Origin of the sequence: Agrobacterium burrii (assembly GCF_017313405.1) — a bacterium.
Lineage (GTDB): Bacteria > Pseudomonadota > Alphaproteobacteria > Rhizobiales > Rhizobiaceae > Agrobacterium > Agrobacterium burrii.
Genome location: NZ_JAFLNA010000013.1, coordinates 85,204 through 104,791, shown reverse-complemented (window position 1 = coordinate 104,791; position 19,588 = coordinate 85,204). Strand labels below are relative to the sequence as shown.

Genomic DNA, 19,588 nt, shown 5'->3' with positions numbered 1-19,588 from the left:
AACTCCCATGAAAATTCAACGCCGGCGATTTTGTCTCACTGTTAAAATTTTACGCCGCCATTGGCGGTGCCGCGCCCTCAACATCCGCGGCCAGTGAAGCCTCCACCTCCGCAAGCTGCAAGCGTTTCTCGGCCAGCTCGCCGGCGAAGGCAAAGTCGCCGCCATCGTCGCGCGTCTGGTATGACGCGAGCCTGCGGCGGGCGTCAGCAAGGCGCTGGCGATTGCGCTCGCGTTCACCCTCGAAATCATCAAGCGCGTGCTCGAGGCGGGAGACGGCACCGAGCGGCGTGACCGTCACGGGCAGATCGATCTCGAAATCCGCGCCGGTGCGCATCAGCATGGTGGTGTAGCGATAATTGTCATGGCCGAAGCGTTCGCCGCGATATTCCAAATCGAAGCCGCCGATCGACGCGATCACCGTCTCGTCGTCCTGCTGGAGTTGTACCTGGGTCAGGATCTCCTTCATCAAGGCACGACCGGCCTCCTTGCGCTCGGCATAGACCTTGCCCATGACCGTCATCGAGAAGGCGGCGCCAGCGGTCGAAAGCAGACGCTCGATATCCTGGCCAACCTCTGCGATCCGCCGCGTGGCATACTCGATATCGCGTTCGGCGTCGCGAAGCTGGCGGCGAACGGCGTGCTGGTCGTCAATGTGTGCCGCGCGCAGGCGTTCCAGCCGCGCGATGTCGGCCTCCAACCCCGCCTTCTGCATCAGGCGCTGGTCGCCCGAGGCGATCGCCTTGGCCATGGCGAACTGGTTCGCCTGCCCCTCGCCGAGATCTTCGAGACGCCGGATGGAGGTATCACCGGAAAGGGCCGCCGCGATGAACCGGGCCTTGCGCTCATTATTCTGCCACATCGTGGCATCGAGGCTGCCTTCGGTGGCGTAGGCGAAGATATCGACCTCGTCATGCTGGTTGCCCTGGCGCACGATGCGGCCCTCGCGCTGCTCGATCTGGGAAGGGAGCCAGGGCACGTCGAGATGATGGAGTGCCTTTAGCCGCAGTTGCGCATTGACGCCGGTCCCCATCGTCTCCGACGAGCCGATCAGGAACCGGACCCTGCCTGCCCGGACGTCGCCAAACAGCCGCTGCTTCGCCTCCGATTTCTTGAAGTCCTGCATGAAGGCGATCTCCGATGCCGGCACGCCTAAGCGGATCAGTTCGTCACGAATCCAGCGATAGGCGGAAAAGCCTCTGGTCTTCTCGACGCTGATGGTGCCCAGATCGGAAAAGATCATCTGCGCAGCACCTGGCAGTTCGAACGGCTTGCCATCATGGCGGAGATAGGTGCTGCCCTCGGTCGCCTTCCAGATATTGAAGGCATTCGAGATGAGACTGTTGAGCTTGTTGTCCGCCTCATTGTCATTGTCGGCATCCACGAGGCGCAGGTCGATCGCCGCATGCCGGCCATCGGTGATGACGGAAAGCAGGATGTCGTCGCCGGGTTCGGGCGGCCGGTCGCGCTCCTCGATCGCCTTGATGCGCTCGGCCAGCACCATCTGGTAGTGCTTGAACGCCTGTGTTGGCTTCGACGTGACGATCTGGCGCCTGCCGGTCGAGACCGCCGGCACCTTTACATACTCGCGCAAGTCCGCCGGCATCACGACATCCGCGAAGCTGCGGAACATCGCGATCAGTTCTGGCACGTTGACGAAGCTCGCGAAGCGGGAGACCGGCTTGTACTTGCCGGAAGGCTGAAGCTCCAGCTCGGTGGTGGTGTCGCCGAAGGTTGACGCCCAGGCGTCGAACTCGTGCAGGCCGCGCTCCATCAGCGCCGGGTGGCCCATCAACCGCTGGACAGAGAACATTTCGCCGAGCGTATTTGTGATCGGCGTGCCCGAAGCGAGGACAAGCGCCCGGCCGGGATTGATCGTCTCGATGAAACGGGATTTCACATAGAGATCCCAGGCCCGCTGCGAGCCGTTCGGATCGACGCCCTTCAACGTCGACATATTGGTTGCGAAGCTGAGCTTTCTGAACTCCTGCGCCTCGTCGACGATGATCTGGTCGACGCCGATCTCGGCGATGGTGAGGAGATCGTCCTTGCGGGTGGAAAGCGCTTCGAGCCGCTCCTGCAGCCCTTCCTTCAGGCGCTCGAGGCGCTTGCGAGAGACGCGGTCCTCATCCTCGACCTTTAGGAGTAGGGTTTCGTAGAGCTCCAGTTCGTCGTGGATCATCTGTTGTTCAAACACCGCCGGCACACCGATGAACCTGAAGGCGGAATGCGTGATGATGATCGCATCCCAGGTTGCCGTCGCCGCGCGCGACAGGAACCGGGCGCGCTTGTCCTTCGAAAAATTTGTCTCGTCCGCAACGAGGATGCGAGCCGTGGGATAGAGCGCCAGGAACTCGCGCGCGGCCTGCGCAAGGCAATGCCCCGGCACGACCTGCATCGCCTTGGCGACCAGGCCGAGACGCCGCTGCTCCATGATGCTTGCTGCCATCGTCATGGTCTTGCCGGCGCCGACGGCATGGGCGAGATAGGTCGAGCCGGCCGAGATGATCCTCCAGATCCCGCGTTTCTGATGCCCGTAGAGAACAAAGGCGCCTGAGGCGCCTGGAAGTTTGAGATGATCGCCGTTGAACTTTCGCGGCGCGATGTTGTTGAAGCGGTCGTTATAGACGCGTGCCAGCCGGTCGGTGCGATCGGGATCGGACCATATCCAGCGCTGGAAGGCCTGCTTGATCTTGTGAAGCTTTTCCTTGGCCGCTTCGGTATCGACGACGTTGAGAACCCGCTTTTCGCTGTCGCCGTCCCTGATCGTATCGAAGATCTGCGGCACCCGGCTGTTCAGGGCATCGGACAGCAGTTCGCCGGCATGGCGGCGGTCCGTTCCCCATTCGGATGTTCCGGCGGCGAGGTAGGAAAGCTGGCGGGCCTCGACGGTCCATGACGCCAGTTCGGGCATGTGATGGATCCGGATATCGGTTCCCATCGTCTCCTTGACGAAGGCGACGACATCTCCAGCCGGTATCCACGGAGCGCCGAGGCGCGCGGTGATGTCCGACGGGCGCAGATCGACCGGCTGGACGGCAGTGAGCGCCGAGACGTTGCGCTCATAGGCGGGCTCGAGCGCGGCCGCAGCTTCCGCGACCTTGAGCTTCTCGCGGACATGACCGGACAGATAGGCGTCGGCCATCTGCCAGGACCCGTCGGCGGGGTCGCGGAAGATCGCGCTGCCAAGCTCAGTGACGACGTCTTCGGGATTACGGTGCAGAAGTTCCGCGATATGGTCGAGATCGACGTGCCCACGTTCGTTGAGCACCACGGCGAGCGCATCCGCCGCACTGGTGATCACCGGCGGCGCGGGCGGCGAGATGACACGGTCGGTGAAGATCGGCCCGGGCCTTGCCGTATCGTTTTCGAGGTCATAGTCCTCGATCGAGGCGACCAGCCAGCAATCGGGATCGTCTGCGAACGGCTGGAGATTAGGCCGGCGATGGCTCTCGCGCGTCTCGCCTGTCTCCGGATCCTCGTTGATCGAGACCGTGGTGTGGTTGATCGGGCCGAAGTCGCGCACGAAGCTCGACCAGGCAATGCGCAGCTTGACCTGCAGATCCTTCCAGGGTTGGTCCAGCTCCTGGGCCTTCAGCACCTGACGTACCGCGTCACGGACCGGGATCAGCTTCCTGATGATCCGGACGTGCTTCTCCGGGATACCGTCCGCGCTGCGGCCCTTTCGGACCGTAATAGTGACCGGCTGGCCATCGATCACCTGCATGAGTCCTCGGGCGTTGTGGAAGAAGAAGCTGCCTTCGCGGACATGCTGGCCGGACGGACGATCGGCAGGAATATCTTCGGTCGCGCCCTCAAGATCGAGATCGATCGCGGTGGGCTCGCCGTCATAGCGGCCTTCCGGAAGAAGATGGACGGCGGCCGACAGCGCCGCGGCGAGATCCTCGCTGTCACGCGGAAGGCATGTATAGGTCTCGCCGAAAGGACCGGCGGTCAACGCGTGGGTACCGAGCACGAATTCCGGATGCTGGGCGAACCACCTGTTGACACGTATGGCGCCCTCATCCTCCGTGGCGGGCCGGATTTCGTCCGTGTCGAGCCAGGAAAGATCGCCCTCGGGCTCGGCGACCTTGCGTTTACGGAAGAAGAGGATGTCCACGACGACGTCGGTTCCCGCGTCGGCCCGGAAGCTGCCTTCCGGCAGGCGGATGGCGGCAATCAGGTCCGCCGTCTTGGCAATATGCTCGCGCGCCGAGGAATCCGCCTTGTCCATCGTGCCGGAGCTGGTAACAAAGGCTGCGAAAGCCCCGGGCTTCAACAGGTCGATCGACCGGGCAATGAAATAGTCGTGCAATCGCAGCCCGAGCGAGCGATAGGCGCGGTCGGAACGGACGGTCCGGTCCGAGAAAGGCGGATTGCCGATGGCAAGGTCAAAGCTCGCCGGCAACTCCGTGCGCGCAAAATCTCCGGTGAGGATCCGCGCTCGCGGCTGCAAAAGCCGTACGATGCGTGCCGTTACGGGATCGAGCTCGACGCCGGTGACGTGCGACAGATCACGAAGCGCTTCCGGCATCAGCGCCGGAAACAGGCCCGTACCGATCCCCGGCTCCAGCACCCGGCCCCCGCGCCATCCGAGACGCTGAAGGCCAGACCAGATCGCCCGGACGATGAACTCCGGGGTGAAATGGGCATACTGGGTGCAGCGGGCAAGCGAGGCATAGTCGGTCTCGCCGACCGCATCCTCGAGATCGGAACCGATCTCGTCCCAGCCCTTGCGGAATTCGGGCTCGCCCGGACGGCGGAAGACGCCGTTGGCAAGATCGGACGCACCGAAGCCGGTGAAGCGGATCAGCGTCTCCTGTTCCTCGCGCGTCGCAGGACGTTCGCCCGCCTCGATCTCGGCCGCGAGCCGGATCGCGGCAATATTGTCGCGCGCACGGTCCTTCCAGCTGCGGGCGAGACCACGGTCATCGGCGAGATGGAAGTTCAGGCCAGGGGCACGGCCCGCCGGGAACGACGGCCGCACGACCGCGGCGATCGGCAAAGCCGGCGCCGGAGTTGTGGGATCCGGATCGTCGTCGGGCTCGAAGTTGCTGGCGAAGGCCGTCACGCCAAGGCCGAGGCCGGACGAATGCGCGGTGTTGCCGAAAAGATCGATCGTGAAGGGATCGTCATGTGACATGCTGGAATCTCCTGGATGAAGGCGCGCGTCGCCGTCCCGAAGGAAGGTTCCTGTCGGCTAACGACGTGCGGGGATAAAGAGGACTGGGTGGGATGGACGGCCCCCAGACAGCGAGCGTCGACGGATCGCTAATCTCGCGCGATCACGGTGAGTTGCATCGAATCCTCGTGGAAGGCAATCCTCAGATGCGTGCAGCCGGGGCTGGCAGCGATCAGCTTCACGAGCATGGCACCGTCGAGAAACTCGACCCCGTCATCGCCGCCGAAATGCTGGCGCTTGTATTGCCAGTAGTCAGGGTTGGTCTTCGGATCGCACTCTTCGGCATAGACGACGAACGGCCGCTGCCCTTTGGCGAGCTTACCGTTGGAGAGGATGTAGACGCCCTCGTCGCCGACCAGCCAAAGACCGGGCTTCTCATCGCGGCCCGGAAACATTCCGTAGTGGGGATTGCGGAAACCGCCGTTGAGGTAGGCGTCCAGCCGTCCGCGCATCATGACGACGTGGATGTCCGTCACGGAAAAGGTGAACATCGCCGCCTCCCGTCAAGCCGCTATCGCGTCAGGGAGGTAGCGCAGATGCACCGGCAGCTTCGATGCGATCTGCGCATCCGTGAGATCGTCGAGCAGCTTCAGGACGGTGCCTTGGCGTCCGCCGTAGAAGAGCACGGTCCGCTTGCCGTGGTCGTGTTCCGGCCAGCGCTCGCCGGCATAGCCCCGATAGTCATCATGGGTGCTCGACCAGATGTGGTCCAGTCGTTCCTCGCGTGTCATTGCCCGAACGGGCCGGGTTTCGCGCTCTACGATTGCGGCACGCATCCGCTCCGGCGAGCCCTTCTCGGACAAGTCGCAGTAGCCGTGGAAATACCGCATCCGGTCGTCGATCTTCAGCGTGAAAAAGATGCTGGTGATGCTGTCGGTGAGGAACTCGCGCATGGCGAACATATCGCCCCGCATGAACAGCGGCGGCAGGATCTCGAACATGTGATCGTGCTGCGCCTGGGCGACTTCGAACCATTCGCCTCGATAGAGCGCGCTGTCGTCGCTCTCCCAGCGGTTCAGGCGTTGCGCGTGGCGGTCGAACAAGCGGTACATCTGCCGGCGGTCGGCAATGCCTTCAAAGACTTTACGTATTGGAGAGACGGTCATCGGCGGGCTCCTTTCAGCCTCGTCGGGAAGGAACGCGGCTCATCCTCGCGATGTCGCCATCCTCTTCAGCCCTTCCTGACCCCTCCTTGGCGCCGCCTCTCCGCAAGGACGGGTCAAGGGCCGCGCAGCGGGCGGAGCTTTACCCTTGACGCGGCTGGCGGGCATGCGGCAACTGGCCTTCCCTTCCCCTTCCCTCCTTCCTTCCCCTCCTTGCTATTTCATTCAGCTGAAATCAGCTTACAGTCTGGTTTGATCGCTCGGTCTATCATACTTTGGGCTGATTATTTGGCATTGATAATCAGGTTGTAACCTGATAAATTGTGCGCAACAATCAGCCTGTTGTCTGATGATCAGCCGCAGTAGAAAGTTGAACGATGAAGGACGACGCAAGAAAGCGAGCGCGCAGAAGGCTTGACGAGCGTCTTCGCGGGCTGCAGCCGGCAGAGGGCTTCAGGGCACCGCCAAAAGGATGGGTCCGGGCGTTGCGCGACGCGCTCGGCATGACAGGAGCGCAGCTCGGCTCGAGGATGGGAATCCGGCCCCAGACCGTGGAAGCGATCGAGAAGTCGGAGGCATCCGGAACGATCCAGCTCAGTACGTTGCGACGCGCGGCAGAGGCACTCAACTGCACCCTCGTCTACGCACTGGTCCCGAATACGTCGCTCGAGGCCGCCGTCGATGAGCGAGCGCGCAAGATCGCAACGCGCGAACTCCAGCGGGTCGCGCATACGATGCGTCTGGAGGCACAGGGAACGGATGACGGAGATCTCGAGGCCCGCGTCCAGGCCTACATCCGCAACCAGCTTTCCGAGCGCGATCTCTGGTCAGAAAAATGACCGACCTCTTCCAGGAGCCAGAGGACGCAACACCGCTCGAGCCTCAGGAGCGCGAGGGCCTGCTTCAAAGCTGGATCACCCACAGGCAGGATCTCAACGAGGCTGAACAGGAAAATATCGTCGAGGGCGCAGCCTGGGCTCGCGGACGACGGCGCATGCCGGTCGGCAGGATGCTGACCGAAGACTTTATGCATACATTGCATCGACGCATGTTCGGCGAGGTCTGGCAATGGGCAGGCAGCTTCCGAACGACGGAGCGCAATATTGGCATCCAGGCCTACCGGATCCCGGTCGAACTTGCGGCTTTGCTGGATGACGTGCGGTATTGGGTCCAGCATGAGACCTTCGCAGCCGACGAGATCGCAATACGTTTCCACCATCGCCTGGTCGCCATCCATCCGTTTCCAAACGGCAACGGACGTCACGCGCGGCTGGCCGCCGATCTGCTCGTGGAAAAACTGGGCGCCGAGCCCTTTAGCTGGGGTAGCGGAAGCCTGGGCGACGTGGGAGATCTGCGCACGCGATACGTCGCGGCACTGCAGGCCGCGGATAATCACGACATCGCGCCTCTCCTCGAATTCGCGCGCAGCTGAGTGCAAAGGTCCTCGTTCCAATCCTCGTGGTGGGGGCGATGGCGCTCAAACCCGCAGTGGGCGTCCCGGGCAATTGCTTCCAATCGATCAGCGTAGATATCGCCTTGCGCGTTATTGTCCGTGGCGGCGACCACCGACATACCCTTCCGCGCCGCCAATAAACGGATCGCCGCATCGGTGGCAGGGGCCCAGCCGCCGCCGGTACTGACATAGAGGCTATCGCGCCGATTACTCTCCAGCGCGGCAAGGCTCATGGCGTCGATGGCAGCCTCCGTCACGCAAAGGCGCGGCGCATGGATCGCGCCGAACCTGAACAAGACTTTCGCCCCGCCGGTCGAAAAGCCGCGCCATTCCGGCCCGCGCTCCTCCCAGCCGGTGACGGCGCCCTCGCTGTCACGGTGCGCGGCCCACATACTGCCGCGCGGACCTTCGCGCACGAGATCATACCGGATCGCTGCGCGGATGATCGCTAATGGAAGATGGCGCTCGTCGCGGAGATAACGCCAGGTCATCGAGCCCGGCCACGGCTTGCGGCGCTTCGTCCATCGTTCGGGAATGGCGGCCACCGGCTCTGTCTCGCGTGTAACGCGGGTCCAGACCGGCTCCGTCGGAACGAAGCCGACCAGTGCCGCTACCCGATCCAGAGCCTCGACGAAGGACACTCCATCGAGATGCTCGACAAGGCTGAACACGTCACCCTTGGCGTCGGACAACGGATCGAACCATCCCCTTCCGTCGTGGATTACGATGATGATGCCGCCGCCGCCGCGGTATTTGACCGCCCTGCGTGTGCTTTCCTTCAGGTCGATGGCAAACCCTGCCTGCTCCAGCACCGCAGCGCATTGCACGCGGTCCCGCAGTTCTTCCAGTTCGTTCTTTTCCATTTTTCTTCCCGACGCACCTTGCGCCCGCCTTTCCTTCTGTTTCTTTTCCCCGCACATTGCGGGGCCTGCTCCGGACGCCGCGAAGAGCAAAGGAGGCAAGGGCGCGGCTGGCAAGATGACAATCTGCACCTTGCGCCGCCGCCGGGGTGCCAGCAGCGGCGAAGCTTCCCTTGCCGCCTGCGGCTCGCAAGCGGCACCAAAAAGGCGAGAAGGGTCTCAATGAGACCCGCCCGGAACGTATTCATGCACGATCTCCAGATCGTCTTCGTCGTCGAGTTCGTCGCTCGGCAGAACGCCGAACTCGTTACCGGACCTAAAGAGCGTGACCGGAACCATCAGGGTGCGGGAAAGCTGGAAGGCATGATTCTGCGCAAGGGAAAGATCGGTGTTCATCTGGGGGCTCCATCTTTGGAGCGGGCCATTCCCGCTCGATGGCTCCAGTCAGTGTCCGGAACCGGTCGCGATCACCGCGAGGGCGTAGCCGAGCGGCGGCAGCTTGCTAGCCGACCCCGCAGCGGGTTGATCGTCGGAGATCCGGGGCCGGACCAGGAAGCCATCCATCAAGAGCGGAATGGGACGTCTCCTATGGAACTCGTTCAACCGACAATGATCATGCGGGAGCAAACCTTATAGCGAATGCGGATCTCGCCGAGATCTGCTCTCCTCAGAGGCCGGTTTTGGTATCAATTCAGAGGCGCGGTAAGATTGAGCTGGTGAGAACAGCGTGCGCGCGTTGGGGTGTTGGTAACAGGGCCATCGCACGCACTGGTGTTCTTGGTCCCAGGACAGAGGAAGAAATTGGAACGCGTGATGAAAAGCGAGGACATTGCCGTACTGCCTCAACAGCTAAAGGGGCAGGAGCGAAAGCATGGGTTCGAACGCTTGCGTCTAGAGGCCCGGAGCGAGGACCCGTATTAGTCATGCATCACTCGCGCGGATCGCCATGACCTTAGTCTGAAATAATCGTCAGCTTTGCCGTTCAGCAGGTCAGCCTCGATATCAAAGGCTGACTGCACAATTGAGTCCATTTCCTTTTCGCGATCTACTGTGAAATAGCGCTCCTCAAGTCTGCGCTGCTGTATTTCGATGGAATCCCGCCAGTAGCGGGTTCCCTTTATGTCAGTATGTGTCTCGACATATCTAGCCAGGGGACCGCCACGTTCCCGACCCATGTAGCCCGGGCAGGCGCAGCAAAACTCGTAGAGCTTATCGTCGCTCGTTGCGATCCAGACATCATGCTCGATGATCCCGAAGTTGAACTGCTCGCGCGAATTGTTCACGATATCTGCAGCAGCAATCAGCTTCAGGTCGTTGGCTCCATTCAAAGCGATGCGCTCCAGTACTTTGACGGGTGTCAAGCCTTTGCCGCCACCCTTTTTCAGTTTCCCGAAGTTGTTTGTGATAGCTACTTTCCGCGTCCTGAGTTGGTCAGTTAAGCCATTTTCGGGGGCGAAGACATATCGAGCGATCGTCAGTTCCTTGAGACTGATGAGATCCAGTACCTCGGCGCAATAATCGATGTAGAGGGCGAATTTTTCCAGGCCATTCAACGCCTCTAATCGATGTATGACGTTCATAGCGAGCAGCGAAGCATATGAGCACGAGATTGCCTTCTGACGCTCTAGCGACAGCGCGCTAAAATGCTCAGGGTCCATCTTTCCACCAGCATACGGAACCTTTATCGAGTTCGGGTCCTCACGGAAATTTGGCAGATAGTCTGCAAGAAACCTGTCGAACGCTGCTTCAACGTCGCCTCGACGCGCTGGGGGCAGTTCTTGGTAAGCCGCTGCGGGCGAGATGAATACGCCGTACCTGGAGGTTTTCTCGATGAGTCTCGCCAGTTCCAGAACACCAGCATTCTTAAGTTCCTGGTGTCGCTGGCCAGTCTTATAGGCGCTTTCGATTGCAATCAGGATATTGGTGTCGAACATAATATTGGTTTGTCGACCATTCCGATGGTTTTCTCGGATGGCATCCCTGTCGAGGTTGATAATTTCGGTTGAGTTCGACGACGATTTGAAAGCGCGTATCATGAGGTTCTCTGTTTTATGCTCTGCGTGAATTCTCGGTCCCGAAATCTGGGTCTTCTTGTCGATACCAAGCTTCCACTGGCCTCTCCTGTATAATAATCTGATGCTCTAAACTTAACCTCGGGTTCAGACAGCGATTTTGTTCTGGAAATTGCGCTCAAGCTTTATTTTGCTTTAAAATTGCTGCGAGCGGACTGACAACTCCCTGGGCGCCACCGCGCCTCAGGATGGGGAAAGTCAATGGAAGTTCCGGCTTTTGATTTTCAGCGTATCAATGTGAAGATCGGGCGTGAAAATGTCGCGCGGGGCTACAACAGGCTTCGACTTGTCCCGCGTATCCGAACTTCCCGGCGATCCGTGGGCGAACTCATCACCCCTGCCGGCCGGCAGCTTGAACTCTTCATCGCGATCAGCCAGACCGGTCAGATCGCCTGACAGGTCGAACAGCTGCTGGGCGACAAGATGCACGACCTCCCCTTCCCGCTGGATCCGACCATTGATGGCCATCATCGAGGATCCGAGCACGGCACGCCGCCGCTTTTCGAACAGCGTCGGCCAGACGACGAGGTTGGCCGGTCCGGTCTCGTCCTCGATGGTGATGAACATGACGCCCTTGGCCGATCCGGGCTTTTGCCGCACCAGGACAAGGCCGGCGGTATAGACCCACCGCCCGTCCCTCGAATTCATCGCCTCGGCACAGGTGATGATGTTGCGCACTGATAAATCCTTGCGCAGGAAGGCAATCGGGTGCTGCCGCAATGTCAGGCCGGTATGGCTGTAGTCCTCGATGACGTTATGGCCGTCCGTCATCTGCCGAAGTGCCACCCCCGGCTCCTGCTGCTCGGCGATTGCAGCCATCTCCCGTTCGGCAGCCGCCGCAAACAACGGCAGGGGTTCATCGCGTAGCGCCTTGATCGCCCAGAGCGCGTCTCGGCGTTCAAGCTTCAGCGATGGAAGAAAGGCATCGGCCTTGGCAAGCTGGACAAGCGCCTCCGATGGCACGCCGGATCGACGCCACATGTCGTCAACCGAGACAAAGGCATTGTTCATGCGTGCCGCGACGACGCGCGCCGCATCAGCGACCGCCAGTCCTTTCGCCTGCCGGAAACCGAGCCGGACAGCATGCCGATCGGAATTGCCGATCCGCTCCAGCGTACAGTCCCACCGCGACCGGTTGATGCAAACCGGCCGCACCTCGACGCCGTGGGCTCTCGCGTCGCCGACAATCTGCGCCGGCGCGTAAAAACCCATCGGCTGCGAATTGATGAGCGCCGCGCAAAAGGCTTCCGGATAATGGCATTTGATGTAGCTCGAGGCATAGGCGATCAGCGCGAACGAAGCCGCGTGGCTCTCCGGAAAACCATAGGAGCCAAAGCCTTCGAGCTGGGAGAAGGTCTTTTCGGCGAATTCCGGCGCGTAGCCGTTCCTCACCATGCCGGAGACGAGTTTGTCCTTGAACTGCGAGACGCCGCCGGTGAACTTGAAAGTCGCCATCGACTTGCGCAGCTGGTCGGCTTCGCCACCGGTAAAGCCGGCGCAGACCATCGCGACCCGCATCGCCGACTCCTGAAACAGCGGCACGCCGAGCGTCTTGCCGAGCACCGCTTCCAGCTCCGGCGTCGGATATTCGACTGCCTCCTTGCCTTCTCGCCGGCGCAGATAGGGATGCACCATGTCCCCCTGGATCGGACCGGGCCGGACAATTGCGACTTGTACCACAAGGTCGTAGAAGGTCCGGGGTTTCAACCGCGGCAGCATCGCCATCTGCGCGCGGCTTTCTATCTGGAACGTGCCGAGCGTATCGGCCTTGCGGATCATCGCATAGGTCACAGAATCCTCCTGCTCGATTTTCGAGAGATCAAGATCGCGGTCCTTGTGCTCGCGGATCAGATCGAAGGCCTTGGCCATGCAGGTCAGCAGCATTCCAAGCGCCAGGATGTCCACCTTCATGAATTTCAGCGCTTCGACGTCGTCCTTGTCCCACTCGATGATCTGGCGGTCCTTCATCGTCGCCGGTTCGATCGGCACGAGATCGTCGAGCCGATCATGAGTGAGGACAAAACCGCCGGGGTGTTGGCCGAGATGGCGCGGGGCGCCCATCAGTTGCTGTGCGAGCTTCAAAGTCAGCACAAGACGCCGGTCGTCTGGATTGAGATTGAGCTCGCGGACATTGCGATCGCAGACCTCTTCCGACCAGGACCACATGCCGGATGACAGCGCCTTGATCACGTCCTCCGGCAGGCCGAGCGCCTTGCCGACATCGCGGATCGCGCCGCGCGCCCGGTAGCGCGTCACGGTGGCGCAGAGCGCTGCCTTTTCTCTGGTATAGGTTCGATAGATCCACTGGATCACCTCCTCGCGCCGCTCGTGCTCGAAATCGACATCGATGTCCGGCGGCTCGTCGCGCTCCTGGGATACAAAACGCTCGAACAGAAGGTCGTTGGTCGAGGGATCGATGCTGGTAATGCCGAGGATGTAGCAGACGGCACTGTTGGCGGCGGAGCCCCTCCCCTGGCAGAGAATGCCTTGAGACCGGGCATAACGCACGATCGAAAAGACGGTCAGAAAATACGGGGCGTATTTCATGGTACGGATGAGATCGAGCTCGTGCCGCACGACCTTCAACACGTCGGGCGGTAGTCCCTCCGGATAGCGGTCGGGCACGCATTGCCAGACATAATGTTCCAGCGAGGCCTGAGCATCCTTGCCCGGCACGATCGCCTCCTCCGGATATTGGTAGGTGAGTTCCTCGAGCGAGAACGTGCAGCGACGGACGATCTCCATGGTTCGCGCGAGGGCTTGCCGGTATCGCGGAAACAACCGCTCCATTTCTTCCGGCGGCTTCAGATAGCGGTCGGCGTGGCGCTCGCGCTCGAAACCGACCTCGTCGATCGTCGTGCGGGTGCGAATGCAGGTAACGATGTCCTGCAACTGCCGGCGGCCTGGCTCATGGAAGAGGACATCATTGGTGACGACCGTCCGTACCTTGAACCGCGTGGCGAGATTGGAAATCTCATGCAGGCGCAGCTGGTCGTTCTGCCGCCGCCGCAGGCAGAGCGACACATAGGCGCGATCGCCGAACAGCTCGGCCATCTTGCGCAGCTGGATCCCGCAAAGGTCATCCGGCAGGTCCGGCACCAGAATGCCGATCATGCCGTCGGTGTAGGCGACGACATCGTCCCAGTGCAGGAGGCAGTTGTTCTTGCCGCCGCGCGACTTGCCGAGCGTGATGAGCCGGGTCAGCCTCGAATAGGCAGCCCGGTCGGTCGGATAGACCAGCACCGACATGCCGTCGGCGAGATCGAGCCGGCAACCGATGACGAGGCGTAACCCCGTAGCGCGCGACGCCTCAAGCGCCCGGACAATTCCGGCCAGTGAATTGCGATCCACCACGCCGAGGGCTTCAATACCGAGAGCCTTGGCGGTCTCGAACAGTTCCTGCGCCGAGCTTGCTCCGCGCAGGAAGGAAAAGTGCGTTGTGACCTGCAGCTCCGCATAGCTCATGCGAAGATCCCGTGCACGAACCAGCGGTGGCTTCCGGTGTCAGGATCGATGCCATCACCGGAGCGAAACACCCAGAGACGCTCGCCGGCCTCATCTTCGATGACGAAGTAATCGCGCACCGCCTCCATCTCGGCGTCGCGCTGCCACCACTCGCCGAAAATCCGCTCGGGGCCATCGGCCCGCTTGACCTTCCGCCGCCTGCCGCGCCAGGTGATCGAGACCGGTGGACGGTCCGGCAGCAAGGCGATGGCCTCGATCAGCTCCGGATGGGCCAGCAGCCGAACCGGCCGGCGCCAATGGCTGACCCAGGTGACCTCGATCGGATCGGCAGCAGGACTGATGCGCTGGACGGAGCGCTCTGGCACGTCGGAGGCGACCGGCGCCACCCGATACACACGCTGGCCGCGGTTGCCGTAGATATCGATCAGCGGTGTGACGTCGGTGACCTCGTCCTCGACCAGCGAGGAGGATTTTTGGCGCTCCTCCAGCGGCTCGGCCATCACCGCCACCAGGGTGAGCTTCTCGATCCCGAACCCGGGCTCGATCTTCTCCGTTCGATCGCGAAACAGCTTCGTCAGCCAGGCGACATCGCGCACCGGCTTCACCGTGCCGGCACGGATTGCCTGCCTGACACCATCGACCTTCTCGACGATCAGGTCGGCGCGCCGAACACCAAGGCCGCGCCTTTGCAGCTCCTCGATCAGTTGCACGACCAGCCGGCCGACATATTTGTCGATGGTCTCGGCAGCACCGATTGGTTCGGCGAAGGCGCGGCTCACCTCGATGAGCTCGGCGGTGCGGATCGGATCGATCGGTTCGCAGGCGCGGCCAAACATCTGGTCCAGCCGCCGGCCAATCTCCGGGCCGAAACGAAGGGTCAGCGGCGCGCGCGGCGTGTTGGCCAATTCGCCGACGGTCTGGAAGCCAAGCGTGCGCAGATCGCTGACGACGTTCCCGGGAAGGCGCAGCAACGATATCGGCAGCTTCTCGACGGCGCGGACGGTCTCACCTGAAGGCACTATGACCGTTTCGCGGCTGATGGCACGGGCGCAGGCGTGTGCTGCACCCCAGGTGTCGGCGATCGCGACCCGGGGAGTGAGTTTCCTTGCTAGGAACTGATTGGCGATCTTCGTCACCATCGGCAGCTCTCCGCCCTGCAAGTGATCGGCACCCTCTGTGTCCATGACGATGCCGTCGATCCCATCGACCGCGACGATTGGGGAATAAAGCGTCAGCGCCCAGAGGGTGATGCGTTCGAGTGCTGCGGCATCCATAGCAGGATCCGCATCGACCAGCATCAGGCCGCGAAACAGCGCCTGTGCTTTCGCAGCCGGCATGCCGACATGAACGCCGGCTTGTCTGGCGGCTGCGTCGGCCGCCGATACCCAGCGTTTCGAGCCGCTCCTGGCGATCACCGCGATCGCCTGTTCAGGCGGAATGGATGGATCGGCGCGACGAATGCGATCCGTCGGCAGATCCGGAAGATAGATCGAGACAACCCTTGTCATCGCACGCCCTCACGAGAAACTCAGCACATTCACCCGCTTTCACGCGCATCAATTCCAGCAACCATTGGGCCCTCCCCACACCCGGCACTGGCAAATCCTCCGATGGCATCACGCTCACCCGCCACCGCGTGGTCGACGCCGTCGGCTGCCCGAAATCATTGGCCTCTGTCTGCCGCCTCCAACGACGCACAGCCAATGCCATTGTCCCCGTGCGCTCGGCCGCCAGCTGCAGGCGGCGCGAGCTGACCATCGGCAGGCGAACGAGTTCACCGACGACGGCGCCGAGCCCACCAAAGGACAGCCCCTCCTCCATGTTGGCGAGCACGTCTTCCTCCTTGTCGGACTCGACGAAGATTATCCGGTCGTGATGCAGTCCGACCTGCGCAAGCGCGGGGAAAAACAGATCTGGTCGCGTCAGACACCACACGATCGGCCCCTTCGTCCGTGCCGCTATGCCGGCTGCAAAAAGAGCAGCGGCCGCACCATCGACGGTGCCCGATCCACCACCGGCAAATTCGTGAAGCGCGCCATGAGCAAGGCCGCCGCCAGGCAGAACCGCATCCATATCCGGCACGCCAAATGGCAACCAACCGGCTTTTTTCGCCGTGCTGGTTTCGAGCGATGCAATACGCTCCCGCAGATTGCAGATTACCCTTTCGCGGGCAGCAGTCATTGTTCACGGCTCCCTTCAAGGTCGTGTTGGCAGGGCGACTTCATGTCGTGCAAATGTCAATGTTCTGTTTTTGTTCCCATATGAGAAAGGAGTCAAGGCGGCAAAAACGTACGAGTATTGTTCCGAACATTAGAAGTTCGAGATTCTTCATGAGAATCAGGTGAATAGCTGCGACCAAGAAATTTCGCTGGCTTCTACAGTCTTATGTCCTGATCGGTGAATAGCGGGGACAATATAGGGATAGTCACAGTATTATTAAGGTTTTTCTGATGAACTGGCCGGATGACGAGGCCTCCGAGATCAAAACCCCTCCTTCGCGACACCGAGCCGCCGATCCGCTCAAAGCCGCGCAGGAAGCGTAATCCAGCTCAACCACAGCTCCTCTTCGATCCCATACCTGATCGCGTCGAGCCGGCGCTGGCCCTATTGAAGGCTAAGCCTCCCACCGGAAACGAATGGAGTTGGGAGCTGAAATGGGATGGCTATCGCCTTGCGGTCCATATCGAGCCCCAGCGGATCCGGATCCTTACCCGCGGCGGCCACGACTGGACACATCGGTTTCCGGCCATAGAGCAGGCCGCCAGAGCGCTGGGGCCGGCGACGATGATCATCGATGGGGAAGCCGTCGTGCTCGACGATGAGGGGCGGCCGGATTTCGGGCTGCTGCAGCAATCGCTGGGTGCATCCGGCAAACAAGCTGGCAGGCGCGCCTCCCACGCCGTTCTTTACGCTTTCGATCTTGTTTATCTGGATGGGCACGATCTGCGCGGTGTTGAATACCGTTCGCGCCGACACCTTCTCGAGGACACGATAAACGGCCCAACGAATGAAGCCAGCGCCATTCGGATATCAGAAACACTCGATGCCGAGCCAGCTGTCCTGCTTGAGCATGTCTGCCGCCTCGGCCTGGAAGGCCTCGTCGGCAAGCGCCTCGATCAGCCCTATCGTTCGGGCCGGACCGGGGATTGGGTAAAAGTCAAATGCATCCAGAGCGAGGCTTTCTTCATCGTCGGCTATGAGAGGTCCGCATCGTACCCAGCCGGCTTCGGCTCGTTAGCGCTTGCCGCCTACCGCGATGGCGATCTCGTCCACGTCGGAAGCGTCGGCACGGGCTTCAAGGGAGCCGAGATCATCCGGTTGCGGAAGATACTGGACACGCTGCGATGGAAGCGAAAGCAGCCGCCCCTGCCCCATTCCGGAACTGCCGACATTGTCTGGGTCCAGCCTACCCTGATCGCCGAGATCGAGTTTCGCGCCTGGACATCGGACGGGAAACTCCGTCATCCGTCGTACAAGGGCCTGCGGGAACGGCAAGACAATGCCGACGTTTACCAGCTCGACTAGCGAAACAAGCGACATGCGCTAGAGTAGCCGTATTTGGTCGAAGCGGAGGGGCCGCATGTGTAATCTCTATCGGATGGAGGACAAGGACTGGGTTTCAAAATGGGCTCAGGACGCCGAGAGCCTCATCAACCTCATGCCAGCCTATCAAATGAACCCCGATCAGATGGGACCGATTGTCCGCAACACCGCTGATGGAAGGACACAATTGGCACATGCGCGTTGGGGTCTTCCCTCGCCGCGGTTCACCTTGGAATAGGCCGCCAAAGCCAAGGCCGAAAAACTGAAAGCCAAAGGGAAGCCCGCCGATCTTGAAGAGCTCATCCGCATGGAGGCGGACCGCGGCACGACCAACGTCCGCAAGCTCACCTTCCCACACTGGAAACGATGGTTTGGTGTCGAGCACCGATGCCTCGTCCCGGTCACCAGCTTCGCCGAACCCGATCCCGCCAGCCAGCAACCCGGCGGGAACGTGCCGAACGCCTGGTTTGCGCGCGACGAGGAAAAGTCGCTGATGTTCTTCGCCGGCATCCATGTCCCGCAATGGCAGAGCGTCCGGAAGGTGAAGGATGGGCCGACGACCGACGACCTCTATGGGTTTTTGACCACTGATCCCAACAATCTCGTGAAGCCGATCCATGAGAAGGCGATGCCTGTTCTTCTCCTGACCGAAGAGGAGACCGAGGTGTGGATGCAGGCGCCATGGGACGAAGCCAAAGATCTGGCACGGCCTTTGCCAGATGATGCGTTGATCATTTCGTCGCGCGAACCGTACGGATCCACGATCGTGTCCAAATCCGGAGAGCCCGTGGAACAGGGCAGTCTGCTTTGAGGCTAGAGCTCAGACGATCAGCATGGCGCCTCGCCAGACAGGACAGCGTTATCAGTTTTGCGACCAACCCGCCTACCCAGAACGCCATTTTAATGTTTAGGCTGGTTGGTCGCCTTCGCTTTCCACCCGGGATCAAAATTCAAGGCGATGGGGATCAGGCGCGTGTCGATCACTGAGTGCTCCGGCATCGAACGCATAGACATAGCAGCCTTCCGCCGCCGTCTTTCTCAGAACGGCGAGCAGCTTGCCGGATCGGGTCGCGCCTCGTCGACCGTGCCGGCATTGCGAACGCGCACCATCAGATGAGCCGCGCCGGTGTCGGCGCGACGGCGCTGAAGGGTGGGGTTGGCGCCGCACAGCGCACTTTACTCGGGGTCACGCTTATCACAATTCTGAGCAATGGCGTGTCAACGCACCGCAGTCGAACATGGGAGCAGACTGCCCGATGGAGCAATCGGCAGTTCGCTTTTGATCATCACCGGCCGGTTTACGGCCTACGAAACCTTCTCTGTCGACTTGTTCACGACCGTCAACACCGAAGCGTCGCTGGACGAGGTCCAGCGGGGTGAGCGGCGCATGGTGGGCCGCTTCTCTCTGTCAATCCGGATGGCGGTGTATTGGATCAACCCAATAAACCTCTTCCGGCTTCTCTACAGGATCGACATCCGTGATGTTTACGACGACTGCCTCGTTGTCCGATCGCACCAGGACGCACTCGAGCACGTTGTCAGGATCGGCATTGATTTCCTGGTGCGGTACGTAAGGCGGCACGAAGATGAAGTCGCCTGGTCCCGCCTCCGCGACATATTCCAAATGATCCCCCCAGCGCATACGGGCCTTGCCACGGATCACGAAAATAACGCTTTCGAGCGCACCGTGGTGGTGGACCCCGGTCTTGGCGTTCGGCTCGATTGCGACGGTGCCTGCCCAGATTTTCTGTGCGCCGACGCGGGCATGATTGACGGCTGCCTGCCGGAACATGCCAGGCGTCTGGGCCGTGTTGGAATCGAGCTGGTCGCCCTTGATGACACGGATCCCGTTGTGCTTCCAATGGTCCGAGTGATGGTGGTCGTGGTGATGGTCGTCGCTCATGGTGCGGTCC

Annotated in this window: 14 protein-coding genes and 1 pseudogene; 5 read left to right on the top strand and 10 right to left on the bottom strand. The window is 61.3% G+C overall.

Going from position 1 to position 19,588, the window contains the following annotated elements; all coding sequences use genetic code 11:
* Positions 1-49 precede the first annotated feature (49 nt).
* From JZX89_RS21770 to JZX89_RS21760, 3 genes are all read right to left on the bottom strand, one after another.
* Complete coding sequence (locus JZX89_RS21770; protein WP_065664455.1) at positions 50-5,140, bottom strand: helicase-like domain-containing protein; 5,091 nt, start codon at positions 5,138-5,140, stop codon at positions 50-52.
* A 128-nt stretch (positions 5,141-5,268) separates the two neighbouring features.
* A complete protein-coding gene (locus tag JZX89_RS21765; protein WP_065664456.1) occupies positions 5,269-5,670 on the bottom strand; it encodes a DUF3085 domain-containing protein in 402 nt (133 codons plus the stop codon).
* Between the two features lie 12 nt (positions 5,671-5,682).
* Positions 5,683-6,285, bottom strand: a complete 603-nt coding sequence (locus tag JZX89_RS21760) for a DUF1419 domain-containing protein (RefSeq protein WP_065664457.1) — start codon at positions 6,283-6,285, stop codon at positions 5,683-5,685.
* A 374-nt stretch (positions 6,286-6,659) separates the two neighbouring features.
* Between JZX89_RS21760 and JZX89_RS21755 the strand changes: the two genes are divergently transcribed.
* Positions 6,660-7,121 (top strand): mobile mystery protein A, encoded by a 462-nt coding sequence (locus tag JZX89_RS21755; protein WP_065664458.1) that lies wholly within the window; start codon positions 6,660-6,662, stop codon positions 7,119-7,121.
* Positions 7,118-7,714, top strand: coding sequence for a mobile mystery protein B (locus tag JZX89_RS21750; protein ID WP_065664459.1), 597 nt, complete (start codon positions 7,118-7,120; stop codon positions 7,712-7,714). Before JZX89_RS21755 ends, JZX89_RS21750 begins: the two co-directional genes overlap by 4 nt.
* Here the strand turns inward: JZX89_RS21750 and JZX89_RS21745 are convergent.
* The 6 genes from JZX89_RS21745 to JZX89_RS21720 all read right to left on the bottom strand — a co-directional run bounded on the left by JZX89_RS21745 (position 7,675) and on the right by JZX89_RS21720 (position 16,313).
* Positions 7,675-8,598 carry a DUF3991 and toprim domain-containing protein gene (locus JZX89_RS21745; protein ID WP_065664460.1) on the bottom strand — a complete coding sequence of 308 codons (924 nt, stop codon included), beginning with the start codon at positions 8,596-8,598 and terminating at the stop codon, positions 7,675-7,677. The two genes, JZX89_RS21750 and JZX89_RS21745, sit on opposite strands and share 40 nt — an antisense overlap.
* A 216-nt stretch (positions 8,599-8,814) precedes the next feature.
* Positions 8,815-8,991, bottom strand: coding sequence for a hypothetical protein (locus tag JZX89_RS21740; RefSeq protein ID WP_045024681.1), 177 nt, complete (start codon positions 8,989-8,991; stop codon positions 8,815-8,817).
* Between the two features lie 521 nt (positions 8,992-9,512).
* Complete coding sequence (locus JZX89_RS21735; RefSeq protein WP_065664461.1) at positions 9,513-10,631, bottom strand: hypothetical protein; 1,119 nt, start codon at positions 10,629-10,631, stop codon at positions 9,513-9,515.
* A 234-nt stretch (positions 10,632-10,865) separates the two neighbouring features.
* Positions 10,866-14,132, bottom strand: coding sequence for an error-prone DNA polymerase (locus JZX89_RS21730; protein WP_065664462.1), 3,267 nt, complete (start codon positions 14,130-14,132; stop codon positions 10,866-10,868).
* Positions 14,129-15,640 carry a Y-family DNA polymerase gene (locus JZX89_RS21725; RefSeq protein WP_065664463.1) on the bottom strand — a complete coding sequence of 504 codons (1,512 nt, stop codon included), beginning with the start codon at positions 15,638-15,640 and terminating at the stop codon, positions 14,129-14,131. Before JZX89_RS21725 ends, JZX89_RS21730 begins: the two co-directional genes overlap by 4 nt.
* Positions 15,561-16,313 carry an ImuA family protein gene (locus JZX89_RS21720; RefSeq protein ID WP_065664464.1) on the bottom strand — a complete coding sequence of 251 codons (753 nt, stop codon included), beginning with the start codon at positions 16,311-16,313 and terminating at the stop codon, positions 15,561-15,563. Before JZX89_RS21720 ends, JZX89_RS21725 begins: the two co-directional genes overlap by 80 nt.
* A 282-nt stretch (positions 16,314-16,595) precedes the next feature.
* On the opposite strand from JZX89_RS21720, the gene ligD reads away from it, so the two are divergent.
* The 3 genes and pseudogenes from ligD to JZX89_RS21705 all read left to right on the top strand — a co-directional run bounded on the left by ligD (position 16,596) and on the right by JZX89_RS21705 (position 18,792).
* Positions 16,596-17,657 (top strand): non-homologous end-joining DNA ligase, encoded by a 1,062-nt coding sequence (gene ligD / locus JZX89_RS21715; RefSeq protein WP_065664465.1) that lies wholly within the window; start codon positions 16,596-16,598, stop codon positions 17,655-17,657.
* Between the two features lie 55 nt (positions 17,658-17,712).
* Positions 17,713-18,486, top strand: a pseudogene (locus JZX89_RS21710) (SOS response-associated peptidase family protein).
* 162 nt (positions 18,487-18,648) lie between these two features.
* Complete coding sequence (locus JZX89_RS21705) at positions 18,649-18,792, top strand: hypothetical protein (protein ID WP_174033148.1); 144 nt, start codon at positions 18,649-18,651, stop codon at positions 18,790-18,792.
* Positions 18,793-19,083: 291 nt separating this feature from the next.
* Here JZX89_RS21705 and JZX89_RS21700 read toward each other — a convergent pair whose 3' ends face one another.
* A complete protein-coding gene (locus tag JZX89_RS21700; protein ID WP_012654853.1) occupies positions 19,084-19,578 on the bottom strand; it encodes a cupin domain-containing protein in 495 nt (164 codons plus the stop codon).
* Positions 19,579-19,588 lie beyond the last annotated feature (10 nt).